The sequence below is a fragment of the Dyadobacter sp. UC 10 genome, assembly GCF_008369915.1.
GTDB lineage: Bacteria > Bacteroidota > Bacteroidia > Cytophagales > Spirosomataceae > Dyadobacter.
The window spans coordinates 585015-600321 of the sequence record NZ_VSRN01000001.1 but is presented as its reverse complement, the minus strand read 5'-3'; the positions used below and the strand labels follow the sequence as shown (position 1 = coordinate 600321).

Below are 15307 nucleotides of genomic sequence, written 5' to 3'. Positions count from 1 at the left end.
TCCTTACGGCTGAGTTAACGCGAAAAGCAGTTTTAATGACGCCAAAAACAGGACTCGAATGAAAATCGTGTTTAAATCCGAAGATTTTGCAGAGCTTAACCACGTGCGGGAATTTGCGGAGGGGTATCAGGTTGGCGACCGGTCGCAGATCAGGGAAGTCAGGGAGGAGATGCATTATGAGGGAATAAACTCAAAAGTTCATCGTATATATTGTCCCGGAATGATCGTTTCAATGATTGAAGGGTCTCTGGAAAGGGACATGGTGCATATTCTGGAAAGCGATTTTCCCTATTTGCAAATGCACTTTGAATTGTCGTCGACGGGTTGCATTTACCTGCCGGATGCTCAATTTGAAGCTGATGCCGTGATTTTCAGCGGCTCGCATTGCCTGCTTTTTTACCCTTCTTTAAAAGGTAAGCTGAATTATCTCAGAAAGCCGCTTTCGCAAAGTGTGGAAATTGAACTTTCACTGGATTTTTTGAGGCGGATTTTTAACGATGACCTGGAAGTGCTACATGAATTTGGACGCAATGTTGAAAAAAAGCTACCCTCCATTATGGGCGGCAGAAGTTTTCCGGTTACGCCTGCGATGAAGCAGATATTAACTCAGATCAGGGATTGTCAGTTTGAAGGCGCCCTCAAAAGACTGTTTATTGAAGCAAAGGTAATTGAGCTTCTGACCATGCAGATCAGCCAGATTAATGCCTCGGACGTCAAAAAGAAACCGTTGAAAAAGTCGGATATTGAAAAGCTTCACGAAGTTAAAGCGTTGCTGCTGAGGAATATGTATGCCCCCTTTTCAATAGACGAGTTGTCGCGCGTGGCAGGGATCAATCGTACCAAATTGCAGGAAGGTTTCCGGCAGCTTTACGGCACGACGATTTTTGGCTATATCACAAATTCCCGTCTTGACGAGGCTCATAAAATGCTCGCAGAAACCCAGTATGGTGGCACCATAGCTGATATATCTGCGCTATCAGGCTATAAAAACCCGCAGCATTTCACTGCGGCTTTTAAGAAAAAGTTCGGCTATTTGCCCAAGGATGTCAGAAAATAGATAAGGCGAATAGGGGCCAGAACAGATTGTCAAACTGAGGTTTCATTCGTTGGTGGAAATAGCCACGCTCAAAGGCCCGGCTATTCTTTTTTCTGATCTCTTTTGTTTTTCCTTTCCTCTTTACGTTCCTGTTTCTCACTCTTTTTCTGCTCTTTTTTTTCGGCTTTACGATTCTTTTCGTTCTGATCGTCTTTACCGAAAACTTTCTGTAAAAGAGTCTCTTTCTCTTCATTAGGAGCTTCCACAGAGCCAATACTGATCTCGTTATCGATGGAAGGCTGCAGTGCGCTGATGAAAGCATTCTGCAGAACATTCGTAATCGCAAGCCAGACGTTCATTTTAGGGTTGTCTAACCTACCTTTGAATGGAATTTTCGTAGCTACCTGATCCTTACGTTGATTCTCGAAAACCTCGCCGACACCTCCTGCAACTGCTTCCCATAGTTTCTGGAAAATATTATCCTTTCTGTCCTCCTTTCCCAGGATATCCAGGTTTTGGATTAAAGGCTTTATGTATCCCGTGAAGGCATTATCCTTTGCGGCCACCTCCGTATATAAACCAAACCGCCCGTCGTTGACATCGATTTTGGCATATGCCTGGAAAAAATCATTCATTTTGACCAGGTTTGTATTTTTAAGTTCCGCGCTCACATCAAAGGTCGGAGCGCTGGCAAGAGGGTTTAGTTTAGCATCTGCACGAAGCGTTCCTTCGTAAATATCAGCGGTAGCATTGACGCTGGCCGGGAGCAGGGCCGTAGAATCATAGCTGTTCCGCAGATTTCGTGCTATCAGATGCAAGTTCGTCATGGAGATATCCACATTCGGGGTGCTGGTGAAGTCCTTATATTCCACAATGCCATTGTTGATCTCGCAGGTATTGATATTGAGCGGCATAAACTGATCGAGCACTTTCCTGAAATCGGCCGAATCTTTCACTATCTCTTTCGGTTCTACCTTGTCTTTGGTAAACCGAAGATAGGGCTGCTGGAAAAACAACTGGCCTACGATCTCACCCTTAAATAATGCCTTCCATTCCAGAGACAGGTCAATTGCCGATGCGGCAAAAAACGGCGTTTGCTTGCCGGTGACCGTATCGGCTTTATTCAAATAAACACTGTCAATTCTGTAAGCGCCTCGTATGATGGCCAGATCGACATCGTCCACGTGCCCGTAATAACCCTTCATGTTTGCCAGACTTTTATTTGCAAAATGCAGTACTACGTAAGGCAGGATGAGTCGGATAATCACGATGAAAGCAACGATACCGATGAGGATCATTGTAAAGCGTTTCTTTTTAGAAACTTTGCGTTTTTCCGGTTGAGCTGCCATGTTCTTTGATCGTGTGCCGTTTAATGGAGCCGGGATTGAAACAATCGTACCAAAGCGCTTTGAAATTGCAGATTACATGGTGTCAACGCAGCGATACCGGAGGAATAAATTTCCAGTCTTACAACTTTGTTTCCTCGGACATTGTCTACCTTCAAACTCAACTTCCTACCTGTCTGCCATGAAGAAAACACTACCCTTTCTGATAACCCTGCTGATCTCGCTCTCGTGCAAAGACGAGAATCCCGCTTCCAAACTGACCGCGTGCGGCGTGAAAGACCCAATACGTAACCTCCCCTGGCTGCGCGAATTGATGGATAAAGCCAAAGCAGATAAACAGGAAGACATGCTGACGATCACACTGGTTGAAATCGGCGGGGAGCAAGTGATCAATTACAGCTTGTTACATATGTCCTGCATTGGGTGTGTCGCTTATCATTGCGACGGAAGCCGCCTCGACTGGGAGAATTATAGCCAGGAGGAGTTAAAAGAATTTCAGGAAAACATTTGGGGAGATAAAGGAAAGCGGATCATACTCTGGCCTGAGAAATAAGCTTATTTTTGCTGTTGATAATATATACTCAACTGAAGAATAGCAAATGAATCAGAACCATCTCCAGATCCGGGCGGCAACTGCCGAAGACCGGGAGATTGCCTACAAAATGATATGCGGACTGGAAGACATGATTTTGGACAGGCAAGGCTTCGATGTTGCGTTCGAAAGGAATCTAAAAAACAACAATATCCGCTATTTTCTGGCATTTTATGAAAATGTCGCAGTAGGTATTGTGAGTTGTCATATTCAGTCTCTTCTTCACCATGCCGCGCTGGTTTCCGAAATTCAGGAAATGTACGTGGAGCCGGAATTCCGCTCTCTGAAAATTGGGAAGGCACTTATCTCTCGTGCTATTGATTTCGCCAAAAAGGCCGGGGCGGTTCAAATGGAGGTAACTTCCCGCAGCACGCGCGAACAGGCGCACCAGTTTTACCAGCATGAAGGTTTCGAGAAATCGCACATAAAACTGGTGCGTTATTTCAGAAACGAAGAATAAAAAAAGCGCCGGATCAACGATCCGGCGCTTTTTGCATTACCCTAAACCTTCAACTGCCATAAAAAACTCAATATCTGTGTCTGCGCTCGCGTGCCCAGCCATCGCCTCTCCGGCTGCTCAGCCTTTGCGTATCGGCCATTAGCCTTTCCAGGTCCTGTCGGATGATTCTTGCTTCACGGGGCGATAATCTTCCGCGGTGACTGTATTTGCGCTCCCTGGCTTCAATGCGCTCGTATTGGCTCATTAATGCATTTGCTTCACGGGAATTCAGGGTGCCCCGCTGTACCCCCTGGGCTATTTGCTGCCGCGCCTGGCGCTGCATATAATTAATATCGTTTCCGTGCCTGCTTCTGTCACTATGATCGTAACGATCGCGGCTGTCGTAGCGCGGACCATATTGGGCAGAGGCGGATGTGAATCCAAGAGCAAGTACTGCGACGGCAAAAAGTATCTTTTTCATGACCAATAAATGTTAAAGTTCGTGGGTTAGAGAGCCCCGGACCAGACAGGTTTAAAAGGTCATTGTTAACAATTGTTAAGGCAAGTAAACTGCTTAAAAAGCAAATTTGTTTACCCCTCTTGTTAGCTTGCTAATGGATTGAAAACCAGCTCAGATTGATTGAGTTGAGGTAATGCGGATATTTTTTCTGATTTCTTCCTGCGCCTCGGCGAGAATTTCCTCGACCTTTTTTCCGGCGGGCTCAATGCCGGGGAGCACTGTCCAGCTAAGTTTGGAAAATGATTTGAGCGGAAATATTCCTTTCGGATTAAATGCGCCGGTTCCATCGATCGCTATCGGCACGATCAGCGCATCGGGAGCACGTTTCAACAAGGTGGCTACACCGCCGGTCACAAAAGGCCGCATGATGCCGGTGGCAGTGCGGGTACCTTCGGGAAAAATAATCACAGAAGATTTTTCATCCTGGATCAGCTTGCCCAGGCGGGCGATCTCGGTAATAGCCTGTTTTCCGTCTTTGCGGTTGATCAGCGCCGCGCCGCTTTTTCGTAGATTATAGGAAATGCCTGGAACACCTTTTGCAAGTTCTATCTTGGAGACGAACCTAGGGTGGTATTTTCTCAGGAACCAATACACAGCTGCAATGTCGAAGCTGCTTTGATGATTGGCTACAAATATGATCGGGCGGTTTTCTGGCAATATGGTGAGGCTGCGCAATGTGATGCGGGCGCCGGTGAAATAGAGGCCGTAAGTCAGTGAAAAATTCATGTAGTCGACCACTACTTTGTGGGCCCTCTTCCCGAAAAGGTTGAAAGCGACGACCTGAATGACGTGAAATACCAGCAGCGTTAATCCGAAATGAATAAGATAGATGACACTTAACAGGTAATCAATGATTTTTTTCATTCGTATTTTTTCTGCAAAAATAGTCTAAAACTGTTTTGTTTTATCTCAAAATCTGGAATTCGAAATGACCTTTATCATGTAAAACTTACAGATTATTGACGTTATTTGTAAAATATATATTGAGCGTTTTAAACGAATTGACGATGGACACCGCACTTTCAGCAGAGAGGCTAGAAGTCATGAAACATATAGGAAAAGACCTGGATGGACTGATAGCAGAATACTTAAAACCAATTGACGAGAATTGGCAGCCTTCTGATTTTTTGCCGGATTCCAGGAATGAGGATTTCGTTCGTGAGGTGAAGCTTTTACAGGAAAGCTGCCGCGATTTACCGTACGATTACATGGCTGTTCTGATCGGTGATACCATTACCGAAGAGGCACTGCCAACTTACGAGTCCTGGCTGGTGGATGTGATCGGTATCAATCAGGTCGACGAACCGGAGTCGGGCTGGGTAAGGTGGGTGAGAGCGTGGACGGCAGAAGAAAATCGCCACGGGGACTTGCTTAACAAATATCTGTACCTCTCTGGCCGCGTCAATATGCGCGCAATGGAGGTGTCTACGCAATACCTGATCGCCGACGGATTTGATATCGGCACTGACCGTGACCCTTATCGCAATTTTATATATACTTCTTTTCAGGAGCTTGCGACAAACGTTTCGCATCGTCGTACCGCCACATTGGCTAAAAAATTCGGTAACCCGCATTTATCCAAAATATGCGGAGTAATCGCTTCCGATGAGATGCGACATGCAAAAGCTTATAAAACATTTGTTACCCGGATTCTCGAAATCGATCCTTCTGAGCTGGTTTTGGCGCTGGACGATATGATGAAGAAGAAGATCGTCATGCCAGCCCATTTCATGCGCGAAACGGGGGTTAAAATGGGCGATACCTTCGCACATTTCTCAGATGCCGCACAACGCCTGGGTGTGTATACAACCATGGACTATATCGAAATTCTGGAAAGCCTGCTGATTGAATGGGAGATCGGCTCGGTGAAGGGAATAAACGAAAAAGCGGAAAAGGCTCGGGACTATTTAATGGCCCTGCCGGGCAGACTGAGGAGAATCGCAGACCGAACCCGCATTCCTGAGTTGCAATACGAATTTAGCTGGATCAGTTAAGAAATAGTTTCACAGACAACGCCCTTCCCATGAAGGGCGTTTTTATTTAACCAGAAGAACTGACCCTTTCCTTCTGACCACCTTGCCTTTGACCGAAGTTCCCTCAATTTCCCAAACATAAGTCCCAGTCATGGGGTTACCGCCTTTGTAACGGCCGTCCCAGCCGTTGTTGATCTGATCAGTATAATACACTACCTCGCCCCATCGGTTAAAGATCTTAAAATACCGTATTGAAGCGATCTCGGTAAGAACAGGCATCAGTACCTCATTTTTTCCGTCGCCATTGGGTGTGAACACGCCCGGGATTGTGATATTCTCCGTTTTTTTTACTGTCAGGTTTACAATTCCGCTTCCTTTGCAGCCATTTGGACCGGTGAGCTCTACGCTGTAAGATTTATCCTCCCGCAGAACCACCTTCGGACTCTGACTTGCAGGATTGTCGAGTCCCTCGGGCGGCGACCAACTGAAAATTGCGCCTTTTAAATCCATTACCTGTGGTGACGAAACTGAAAGCTGGTAAGGGACATTATACTCAATGACTGCATCAGGAGTTACATTGACCTGGACTTTGGGGGCGACCTCCACAATAACAGTGTCAGATTTGGTGCACGTTCCTTTTTTAGCTGTAACAATATATTGCGTAGTTTGCCCAGGGGAAGCCACAGGTGTTTTTGAAGAAGGATCATCCAGCCCGAATGCCGGTGACCAGGAGTATTGCTCCCCGTTTCCCGTGACGTCGAGGCTGACGGACCCGCCGGAGCAAACGACCGTATCTGCCATCGCAGCCACCTGAATGTCTCCGTTGAACTCAACTACGATGTTCTTCGCTATCGTACAATCGTTTTTATCCTTTACAAAAAACCGGTAAGTACCGATCGGCACCACGAAAACCGAATCCTGCTGATAATTAACTGAATCAATCGAGTATGCATAAGGTCCCGTACCTTCCAGGCCGCGTAATGTGATTGTACCTTTTTCCCCTACTTCACAATCCCCCGAAACAGTCGTGCTCGTCAGGTCAAGGCTGCTGATCACCGCCTGTTTTCGGTTGTAAAGCGGGTTTCCGCAACTATTGTTGACGACGGTCAGCGCGACATTCTTGGATCCTCCGGTATCCCAGCTCACCACATATGGTCCCATACCCGAACCCGAAATTATCCTGGCACCATCCCATTCCCAGTTGAAGGTATAGCCTGTGCCCGGCGCAGGAATAATGCCCGTATATTCGACCGTGATATTTCTGGGAAAACCGCAGCTTGGATTAGGGGAGATGGAAAAATCCGCGTAAGCATTGATGTTGGCAACAAAGCAAATGTCTTTGAAAGTACTGTCAACGTCCCTCTGCGAGAAATGCCTGTTACTGAACGATAAATAGGCAAAGTTGGCAATCCCGGACTCACAGGGTTTTTGCTCGTCGTCGCGGAAGATATAAATTGGTGTCCCGGCCTTGCCTACGTATTTCCCCTCTGAATCGTCATATGAAGTAAAAAGCGTGTTATCTACATACACATCCATAATTCCGGTTTGCCCGTTACGGGTGAAAGTCAGCAGGTAGTAAGTGGATTTGTTGAAGTAAGGACAAGCGCCAGTGATGCCGGAAGGATAAAAATCGAGGCAACGATCGGTCGAGCCGGGTGTGCTTTTGAAATAAATACCCTCATCCCTGGTACCATTTGAAAAATCGATGATCCGCGCCCAGATATTCCCCCAGTCCGTTACCTTGATATACATCTGAATGGTATAATTGGTCGTGATCGCGCCTTCTGAATTCGGGTACATCAGGCCCCAGTTCATGCTATTGCGGTAAACTTTTCGCTGCACACCGCAGGGTAGCCGGTCCTCTACATAAGTTCCGCCCTGCGTATCCTTCTGGCAGGAGCCCAATGCCTGCCATGGTTCCAGGCCTGGCCCGCATTCAGGTTTTGCAACAGCCAGATCTTCGTAAAAACGATAAGTATGTTGCACGGATTGACCAGCGACTGTCTGTATCAGGCATAAAATCAGGAAAAAAGCAAAGTAAATGCTGAACTTCATCGCAGCCACAGCCGGTAGGGGAATCGTGAGTAGAAAACGGGAGCAAAAGTACTTGAAATGGATATAAAATGCCTATCACTCAGAGATTTTTGTTTTTTGATGGTTACAAAAAAGGAGGCCCGCCAAGGCCTCCTGGTATTTACATGGCAGGAAGAATTTATTGGGGAATGGGCGTCAGCTTTTCCTTTCTGATCATCAGGTTATGAGGATTTTGAAGGTCGTCTCTTAGCGTTTTCCTGAATGCATTGACCGTTTTTAGATTTCCGGTCCGAAGATTTTCGTTGGCAGGGATACCCATTATGTCCAGCGCTTTTCTTAGTAAAGTCGCATTTTCATCGCCAAATGGTAAGCAAGCCCAGAACCAGGATATAGGAGAAACTGGAATTTCCAAAATGAAGCATATGAATATTTTGTTTTGCTAATTAAATCCCCGTCAATCCTCTGAAAAAATTCCGGGCAATAATGGCATATTCAAGTGGATTTGCTTTCGCAGGGTCCTGTTCGGCTTCGAGCACGATCCAGCCGTGGTAGTCATTTTCCTTGATGATCGCGAATAGGGAAGGGAAATCAATGCAGCCCTCCGTATCGCCTGGTACCGTAAATACCCCGTTTTTAACAGCCGTTAAAAAGCTAAGTCTTTCATCATGAACGCGCTGTAATACATTTGGACGAACGTCCTTCAAATGAATATGTGCAGTCCTGCCAATGTATTTACTCAGGGCAGCAACCGGATCTTCGCCTGCAAAGTGAAAATGGCCGCAGTCGTAGTTGAGGAATACATTTTCCGGCTCAGTTTCATTGAGTAACCTGTCAGTTTCTTCTATTGTTTGAATACAGGTACCCATATGATGGTGGAAAGCGAGTTTCATGCCTCGGTCGCGTGCTATTTTCCCCAGCTCATTTAATCCATAAGTAAAGCTGTCCCATTCTTCTTTCGTCGTCAGCAGACCTTTTCCTTCAAAAACAGGCACGTCCATTCTACCCTGACAGCTATTTCCTGTTTCACCGCCGCCGATTACTTTGGCACCCATTACTTCCAGAAAATCAAGAAGTTCTGTGAAATTCTTGCGGTTTTCTGCAAAGCTTTTGGTAGTCAGCTCGTAGCTGTTCCATTGATTGCAGATCTGTAAACCACGGAGTTCCAGTGCTTTTTTAAGCACATTAATATCCCGCGGAAACTTATTGCCTACCTCACAACCCGTAAAGCCTGCCAGCGCCATTTCGCTCACGCATTGTTCAAAGGTATTTTCACCGCCCAGTTCGGGCATATCGTCGTTGGTCCAGTTAATAGGAGCAACGCCCAGTTTGATGTTTTCGAAATTCATTTTTTTGATGAGGATGGAGGAAGGAGGAAAAGGGGGGTATTTCTCCCACTCTGATCAATCCACCTACATCCTGTTTTAAATGTATATTATTAGATTATCTTTTTTAGGAGGATGGAGGGAGGAGGACGGAGGAAGGGAGGAAGGGAGGAAGTTTAGTATTTCGCTCTCTCAAATTAACCCACATATATTATAAGATTACCTTATTTCCTTCCTCCTTCGTCCCCTTCCTCCTTCCTCCTTCTTCCCTTCCTCCCTTCCTCCCTTATAAAAACACCCTCTGCGTTTTCTTGTTTACCTGATAGTTTTCAAATGCTTTTTGCACATTTTCTGATTCTGAAACTTCGGCTACCGGGACTTCCCACCAGGCGTGATAACCTTTGACGGTTCGGTACAGGCTGGTCTCAATATAAATAACAGTGAGCCGGTCGCTGGTTTTAGAGGAGGCTAACGCGGCTTCGAGCGAAGCTTTATCTGTTGCTTTGATCACATTTGCACCGAGGCTTTCTGCGTTTTTCGCAAGATCAACCGGTAGAAATCCACCTGATAGCTGTCCCGAATGCTCTTCCCGATACTGGTACATTGTTCCGAATCGTTCGCTGCCAATGCTTTCGGACAATCCGCCGATACTGGCGAAACCATTATTGTTCAAAAGCAGGATTGTAAATTTCACGCCTTCCTGAATAGCCGTCACGATCTCACTATTGTTCATCAGGTAGCCTCCGTCACCGCAGATCACATATATTTCCCGGCTCGGATCCGCCATTTTGGCGCCTAAACCTGCTGCTATTTCGTAGCCCATGCAGGAGTAACCATATTCCAGATGGAAATTCTTCGGGTCGGTTGCGCGCCATAGTTTGTGTAAATCGCCGGGGGCACTTCCCGAGGCATTGATCATCACATCGCGGTCGCCCATGAAACTGTTCAAAGTACCGATCACTACTGCCTGATCGATAGGCGGCGCAGTGCTGTTCCCCTCGAGATAAATTTGCGTAACCTCGTCGTCCCAGGCTTGGTTCATATTTTCAACACGCTGACGGAAAGCAGGATCGACCTGAAAATCACCGAGCAAGTCTGATAGTTCTTCCAGAATAACCTTCGCGTCACCGATCACCGGCAAAGCTGCGTGTTTGAATGCGTCGAATTCACTGATATTGATATTGACAAATCTGACATCCGGGTTTTTGAAAATGGACTTCGAAGCAGTTGTGAAATCGCTGTAACGCGTTCCGATCCCGATCACCAAATCTGCTTCGTTTGCAATTTCGATGGCATATTTGGTACCGGTAGCACCTAGTCCGCCGACGCAATATGGAGCGTCATAGCGCACTGAACCCTTTCCGGCAAAAGTCTCACCAACCGGAATACCGGTTTTGGTGGCAAACTGATGTAAAGTTTCACTTGCGCCGCTGTAAATGGCGCCTCCGCCGGAAACGATGACCGGATTTTTGCTCGTTTTAATCCATTCCGCGGCTTTTTGAATGCTGGGAAGATCGGGCCGCGGGCGACCTACATGCCACACCTTTTTTTGAAATAGCGTTTCAGGGAAATCGTATGCGTGCGTTTGCACATCCTGCGGCATCGAGAGCGTCACTGCGCCCATTTCTGCCTGCGAAGTCAAAACACGCATTACCTCCGGCAGGGAATAGATCAGTTGCTCCGGCCTGTTAATACGGTCCCAGTATTTGGAAACAGGTTTAAAACAGTCATTGACTGAAATGTCCTGCGTACCGGCGCTTTCCAGTTGCTGCAAAACAGGATTTGGCTCGCGCGTGGCGAAAATGTCGCCGGGCAACAGGAGCACTGGCAGCCGGTTAATGGTAGCAAGCGCCGCCCCGGTGAGCATGTTCGTGGCCCCGGGACCAATTGAAGTCGTGCATACAAATGCACCCAGCCTGTTTTTCACCTTGGCATAAGCTACGGCAGTATGTACCATCGACTGCTCATTCCGGCATTGGTAATACCGAAAATCAGGATTCTGCTGCAATGCCTGGCCCAGCCCGGCCACATTGCCATGACCGAAAATCCCGAAACAGCCGCCAAAATAAGGCTCCTCTACTCCGTCGCGCTCAATGTATTGGTTTTTCAAAAAGGTAATAGTAGCCTGGGCTACGGTAAGTCTTCTCGTCATAATCGTGAAATTTTCTCCTGTCTCAGGTTTAGTTCTGATTGAAACTCCCCGGCTTTATTGGTACAACCGAAGAGATCAAATTTTTTCAGCATAAACTGCTTGTATTCTTCCATGAAAACCTTCCCCGGTGTGGTCGGGGCAAACTCTTCCGGCCGGTCGCGGAAGAATTCGCGATTGACCATCGTCCAGAGCAGCCGGGTATCGGTTGCAATATTAATCTTACAGATTCCCAGCGGAATAGCTTTTCTTACTTCCTCTTCCTGAACGCCTTTTGCATCGGTTTTAAGTTTTCCTCCGGCTGCATTGATACGCCCGATCACCTCGGGAATTACATTGGAGCCGCCATGCAGAACGAGCGGAAATCCAGGTAGTCGCTGCTGTATTTCTTCCAGAATATTAAATTGTAAACCCTGGCCGCCCGAGAATTTATAAGCACCGTGACTGGTACCTACCGCAATCGCCAGACTATCACAGTCCGTCGCTTTTACAAAATCTTCGACCTGCTGCGGATTGGTGTAAAATGAATGCGCAGCGTCGACAGTCAGATCATCTTCAACCCCTGCCAAAACACCCAATTCAGCTTCCACGCTGATATTTTTAGCATGTGCTTTTGCTACTACTGCTTTTGTTCTTTCCACATTTTTTTCAAAATCGTCATGCGATGCGTCAATCATCACCGAGGTATAGCCTCCCTTTTCGATCGCGTCAAAAATGTGTTCTTCATAACCGTGGTCCATATGAATGGCGTAGGTTACCTGAGGGTAGATTCGTGCGGCGGCGCCGATCATGGATAAGAGCATTTCGGGGTGCGCATAATCCCTTGCAAAAGGCGTCGTTTGAACAATAAACGGAGCCTGAGCCTCCTGCGCCGCCGCAAACAAACCATGGATTTCCTCCATAAAGAACACATTCACCGCCGGTAACGCGTAACGGGAGTAGCATTGAGCGAAGAGTTGTCTGGTGGTTAGGAGCATGTTTTTGGGTGTTGGCTTTTAGCTCTTAGCTCTTAGCTATTAGCTCTTGGCGAATATTCTTTCTGTTTTTTATGCGATTACAAAAAATACTTTCAGTAAGCTAACTTCAAAATCCCAACAGCCAACAGCCAACAGCTAACAGCCAACAGCTAACTGCCAACAGCTAACTGCCAACAGCTAACTGCCAACAGCCAATCCCTACCAAAACACCGTATACAAAGCCGCGATAACGCCGCATATCAGTACCGAGCCGATGACGAAACTTTTGCCGGGCAGAAACATAGATTGGTTGATTTCCAGCCCTTTCGGGTTGTTTTTGCTTCTTGGATCTGCCAGTGAAATAATTACGATGATCGCACATAGTATTACAAAAATGTAGCCCATACGGTCGAGAAATGGTATTTCCGGCGCCATAAATTTGCCTGCGGTTGACAGCGGAATAGTGAGCAGTGCAGCTGTAAGCGCGGCGGCGGAAGTAGTTCTTTTCCAGAACATTCCAAGTATGAAAATCGCGAAAACACCTGGCGTGATAAAACTGCTGTATTCCTGGATAAACTGGTAAGCCTGGTCCAAAACGCGTAGCTGCGGTGCGATCAATACTCCGATTGCCATCGCCACATATATAGTATAGCGGCCAACCCTGACCAGCTGTTTTTCAGATGCATTCGGGGCGATGTACTGTTTGTAAATATCGAGTGTGAAAATTGTCGAGATACTGTTTGCTTTTCCGGCTAGTGAAGCAACAATTGCCGCAGTAAGTGCTGCAAACGCCATTCCCTTTAATCCCGCCGGAAGCAGATTTAGTAAAACAGGGTAGGCGTGGTCTGGTTTTACAACTCCCGCACCATCAAGCATTTCCTGCTGGAACATGCCATTTTGATACAAAACAAAAGCGGCAATACCCGGAATCACGACGATGATCGGGATGAGCAATTTCAACAAAGCTGCAAACAGAATCCCTTTGCGCGCAGTCGGCAGATCAGCTCCAAGGCTCCGCTGAATAATATATTGATTGCAGCCGAAATAGGCCAGGTTATTGATCCACATCGCGCCGATAATTACGGTTAACCCTGGCAGATCTTTATAAAAAGGGCTTTCCTTTGGCAGGATCATGTGGAAATGTGTATCTGCCTGCTCTCTCAGCAAACCCAGTGCATTAAAAATACCCGGTTTGTTGAAATGCGTCGACACGAGGTCAAGTGCGAGATAAGTTGTAGCTAAGCCGCCGAGCACGAGCACAATTACCTGAACCACATCCGTATAGCCAATTACCTTCATCCCGCCAATCGTGATGATCACGGCGAAAATGCCCAATCCGATGATCCCGTAATTGAAATCCAGTCCGGCGGTTACCTCCAATGCAAGAGCACCGAGGTACAGAATGGAAGTGAGGTTTACGAAAACATACAGTAGCAGCCAGAAAACAGCCATAATCGTCGCCACGGTAGGGTTATACCTTTCCCGCAGAAACTGTGGCATCGTGTATATTTTGTTTTTTAAATAAACCGGAAGAATGAAAACCGCGACGACGATCAGCGAGGCGGCGGCCATCCATTCATAGGAAGAAATCGCCAGCCCGATTGCAAAGCCTGAGCCCGACATGCCTATAAAGTGCTCGGCAGAAATATTGGAAGCGATGATCGATGCACCGATTGCCCAGAATGTAAGTGAACCCTCGGCCAGGAAATAGTCTGTCGAGCTTACTTCCTTCGAACTCTTTTTCTTGTAAATCCAGTAACCATAAGCAGAAACGCCTATCAGATAAATAAAGAATACAACATAATCCAGCGATTGCAATCCGGTAGTGGACATTCGGGTTTAGGACGATAAGTGACTATAAATGACTACATCTGACAACAAAAGACAAAACTCACCCTACACTTCCGCATACTGCAAAACCTCACTCAATTTTACGCTTCTACCTTCCGTAAGTGATCGCATGGCAGCAATACCGATCGCCGTCGCCATTAATCCGTCGTGGGCGTCGACAGGTGAAGGTTTGTCGTTCAGCACGCAATCTATAAAAGATTTGAGGCAAACGCGGTATGCAGTTTCATACCTTTCGAGGAAGAAATGCAGCGGGAGAGAGCTGTGGCCGCCATTATCATCGAAATGGATTAAAGTGTCGGCTGTGTTATTCTCCGCTTTCGCCATTCCTTTTGATCCAAAAATTTCCAGACGCTGGTCGTAGCCGTAAACTGCTTTTCTGCTATTGTCAATCACACCAATTGCGCCATTTTCAAAGGTCAGAACGATCACAGCAGTGTCTATATCCCCGAATTCCCTGATCTCCGGATGGATCAGTGCGTCGCCTTTTACGAATACTTCCCTGACCTCGCTGCCCACGATATAGCGCGCCATATCGAAGTCATGGATCGACATATCGAGAAAGATCCCGCCTGAAACTTTCAGATATTCAACCGGAGGTGGTGCAGGGTCTCGGCTGGTAATGCGAAGTATGTGTGGGTCGCCGATTTTGTTGGCTTCGACCAGTGTCCTTACATTGTTAAAGTTGGCGTCAAACCGGCGGTTAAAGCCGAGCATCAATTTTACATTGTTCTCATTCACCGCTTTTTCAGCCTCCTGGATTGCCTCCAACGTCACATCTAATGGTTTTTCACAGAAAATATGCTTTTTCTGGCGCGCCGCAGCAACCGTATACGGAACGTGAAAAGGGGTAGGGGAGCACACGATCACTGCTTCCACATCAGGGTGGTTGATCACATCGTAGGCATCGGTAGTCACTTCCTTCACACCCAGGTTCAGCGCGAATGCGTGTGATGCCGTAGATACGTCGGAAGCGATGATCACCTCTGCGTTTGGCATGTGGTGAACAAGGTTGCTCAGGTGGATTTGGCCGATCCGCCCAAGTCCGATCACACCAGTTTTAAGTTTTTTTGTCATGTGCTGGATTACCTT

The 15307-nt window shown here is 46.9% G+C and carries 14 protein-coding genes; 4 read left to right on the top strand and 10 right to left on the bottom strand.

The genetic code is table 11. From position 1 onward, the window contains the following. Positions 1-58: 58 nt before the first annotated feature. Positions 59-1057 (top strand): helix-turn-helix transcriptional regulator, encoded by a 999-nt coding sequence (locus tag FXO21_RS02230; RefSeq protein WP_149638569.1) that lies wholly within the window; start codon positions 59-61, stop codon positions 1055-1057. 80 nt (positions 1058-1137) lie between these two features. On the opposite strand, the gene FXO21_RS02225 is transcribed toward FXO21_RS02230, so the two are convergent. Continuing rightward, the gene (locus FXO21_RS02225) at positions 1138-2385 is read right to left on the bottom strand and encodes a DUF748 domain-containing protein (RefSeq protein ID WP_149638568.1); all 1248 of its coding nucleotides are present in this window, start codon (positions 2383-2385) and stop codon (positions 1138-1140) included. Positions 2386-2563: 178 nt separating this feature from the next. On the opposite strand from FXO21_RS02225, the gene FXO21_RS02220 reads away from it, so the two are divergent. Both FXO21_RS02220 and FXO21_RS02215 read left to right on the top strand, forming a co-directional pair. Then, on the top strand, positions 2564-2935 hold the full coding sequence (locus tag FXO21_RS02220) for a hypothetical protein (RefSeq protein ID WP_149638567.1): 372 nt from the start codon (positions 2564-2566) through the stop codon (positions 2933-2935). A 46-nt stretch (positions 2936-2981) separates the two neighbouring features. Beyond that, a complete protein-coding gene (locus FXO21_RS02215; RefSeq protein ID WP_149638566.1) occupies positions 2982-3434 on the top strand; it encodes a GNAT family N-acetyltransferase in 453 nt (150 codons plus the stop codon). A gap of 67 nt (positions 3435-3501) precedes the next feature. Here the strand turns inward: FXO21_RS02215 and FXO21_RS02210 are convergent, their stop codons facing one another. Beyond that, positions 3502-3894: a hypothetical protein gene (locus tag FXO21_RS02210; protein WP_149638565.1), complete on the bottom strand. Its 393-nt coding sequence runs from the start codon at positions 3892-3894 to the stop codon at positions 3502-3504. 150 nt (positions 3895-4044) lie between these two features. Continuing rightward, entirely contained in the window at positions 4045-4797 is a 753-nt protein-coding gene (locus FXO21_RS02205; protein ID WP_149638564.1) for a lysophospholipid acyltransferase family protein, read from the bottom strand. A 143-nt stretch (positions 4798-4940) separates the two neighbouring features. On the opposite strand from FXO21_RS02205, the gene FXO21_RS02200 reads away from it, so the two are divergent. Continuing rightward, positions 4941-5927 (top strand): acyl-ACP desaturase, encoded by a 987-nt coding sequence (locus FXO21_RS02200; RefSeq protein WP_149638563.1) that lies wholly within the window; start codon positions 4941-4943, stop codon positions 5925-5927. A 42-nt stretch (positions 5928-5969) separates the two neighbouring features. On the opposite strand, the gene FXO21_RS02195 is transcribed toward FXO21_RS02200, so the two are convergent. The 7 genes from FXO21_RS02195 to iolG form a co-directional block, all read right to left on the bottom strand. Further along, complete coding sequence (locus tag FXO21_RS02195; RefSeq protein ID WP_149638562.1) at positions 5970-7961, bottom strand: T9SS type B sorting domain-containing protein; 1992 nt, start codon at positions 7959-7961, stop codon at positions 5970-5972. A 157-nt stretch (positions 7962-8118) separates the two neighbouring features. Then, positions 8119-8352: a hypothetical protein gene (locus tag FXO21_RS02190; RefSeq protein WP_149638561.1), complete on the bottom strand. Its 234-nt coding sequence runs from the start codon at positions 8350-8352 to the stop codon at positions 8119-8121. A gap of 31 nt (positions 8353-8383) precedes the next feature. Further along, positions 8384-9286, bottom strand: a complete 903-nt coding sequence (gene iolE / locus FXO21_RS02185; protein WP_149638560.1) for a myo-inosose-2 dehydratase — start codon at positions 9284-9286, stop codon at positions 8384-8386. A 262-nt stretch (positions 9287-9548) separates the two neighbouring features. Next, positions 9549-11414 (bottom strand): 3D-(3,5/4)-trihydroxycyclohexane-1,2-dione acylhydrolase (decyclizing), encoded by a 1866-nt coding sequence (gene iolD, locus FXO21_RS02180; RefSeq protein WP_149638559.1) that lies wholly within the window; start codon positions 11412-11414, stop codon positions 9549-9551. Next, complete coding sequence (locus FXO21_RS02175; protein ID WP_149638558.1) at positions 11411-12388, bottom strand: class II fructose-bisphosphate aldolase; 978 nt, start codon at positions 12386-12388, stop codon at positions 11411-11413. The genes iolD and FXO21_RS02175 overlap by 4 nt, the downstream gene beginning before the upstream one ends. A gap of 198 nt (positions 12389-12586) precedes the next feature. Next, positions 12587-14200 carry a sodium:solute symporter family transporter gene (locus FXO21_RS02170; protein ID WP_149638557.1) on the bottom strand — a complete coding sequence of 538 codons (1614 nt, stop codon included), beginning with the start codon at positions 14198-14200 and terminating at the stop codon, positions 12587-12589. A 63-nt stretch (positions 14201-14263) separates the two neighbouring features. Then, positions 14264-15292, bottom strand: a complete 1029-nt coding sequence (gene iolG / locus FXO21_RS02165; RefSeq protein ID WP_149638556.1) for an inositol 2-dehydrogenase — start codon at positions 15290-15292, stop codon at positions 14264-14266. Positions 15293-15307: the final 15 nt, after the last annotated feature.

Coding starts and splice junctions, on each gene's coding strand:
- FXO21_RS02200 (WP_149638563.1), top strand. CDS start 4,941: ATGGACACCGCACTTTCAGCAGAGAGGCTAGAAGTCATGAAACATATA.
- FXO21_RS02205 (WP_149638564.1), bottom strand. CDS start 4,797: ATGAAAAAAATCATTGATTACCTGTTAAGTGTCATCTATCTTATTCAT.
- FXO21_RS02195 (WP_149638562.1), bottom strand. CDS start 7,961: ATGAAGTTCAGCATTTACTTTGCTTTTTTCCTGATTTTATGCCTGATA.
- iolG (WP_149638556.1), bottom strand. CDS start 15,292: ATGACAAAAAAACTTAAAACTGGTGTGATCGGACTTGGGCGGATCGGC.
- FXO21_RS02215 (WP_149638566.1), top strand. CDS start 2,982: ATGAATCAGAACCATCTCCAGATCCGGGCGGCAACTGCCGAAGACCGG.
- FXO21_RS02175 (WP_149638558.1), bottom strand. CDS start 12,388: ATGCTCCTAACCACCAGACAACTCTTCGCTCAATGCTACTCCCGTTAC.
- FXO21_RS02225 (WP_149638568.1), bottom strand. CDS start 2,385: ATGGCAGCTCAACCGGAAAAACGCAAAGTTTCTAAAAAGAAACGCTTT.
- FXO21_RS02210 (WP_149638565.1), bottom strand. CDS start 3,894: ATGAAAAAGATACTTTTTGCCGTCGCAGTACTTGCTCTTGGATTCACA.
- FXO21_RS02220 (WP_149638567.1), top strand. CDS start 2,564: ATGAAGAAAACACTACCCTTTCTGATAACCCTGCTGATCTCGCTCTCG.
- FXO21_RS02230 (WP_149638569.1), top strand. CDS start 59: ATGAAAATCGTGTTTAAATCCGAAGATTTTGCAGAGCTTAACCACGTG.
- iolE (WP_149638560.1), bottom strand. CDS start 9,286: ATGAATTTCGAAAACATCAAACTGGGCGTTGCTCCTATTAACTGGACC.
- FXO21_RS02170 (WP_149638557.1), bottom strand. CDS start 14,200: ATGTCCACTACCGGATTGCAATCGCTGGATTATGTTGTATTCTTTATT.
- iolD (WP_149638559.1), bottom strand. CDS start 11,414: ATGACGAGAAGACTTACCGTAGCCCAGGCTACTATTACCTTTTTGAAA.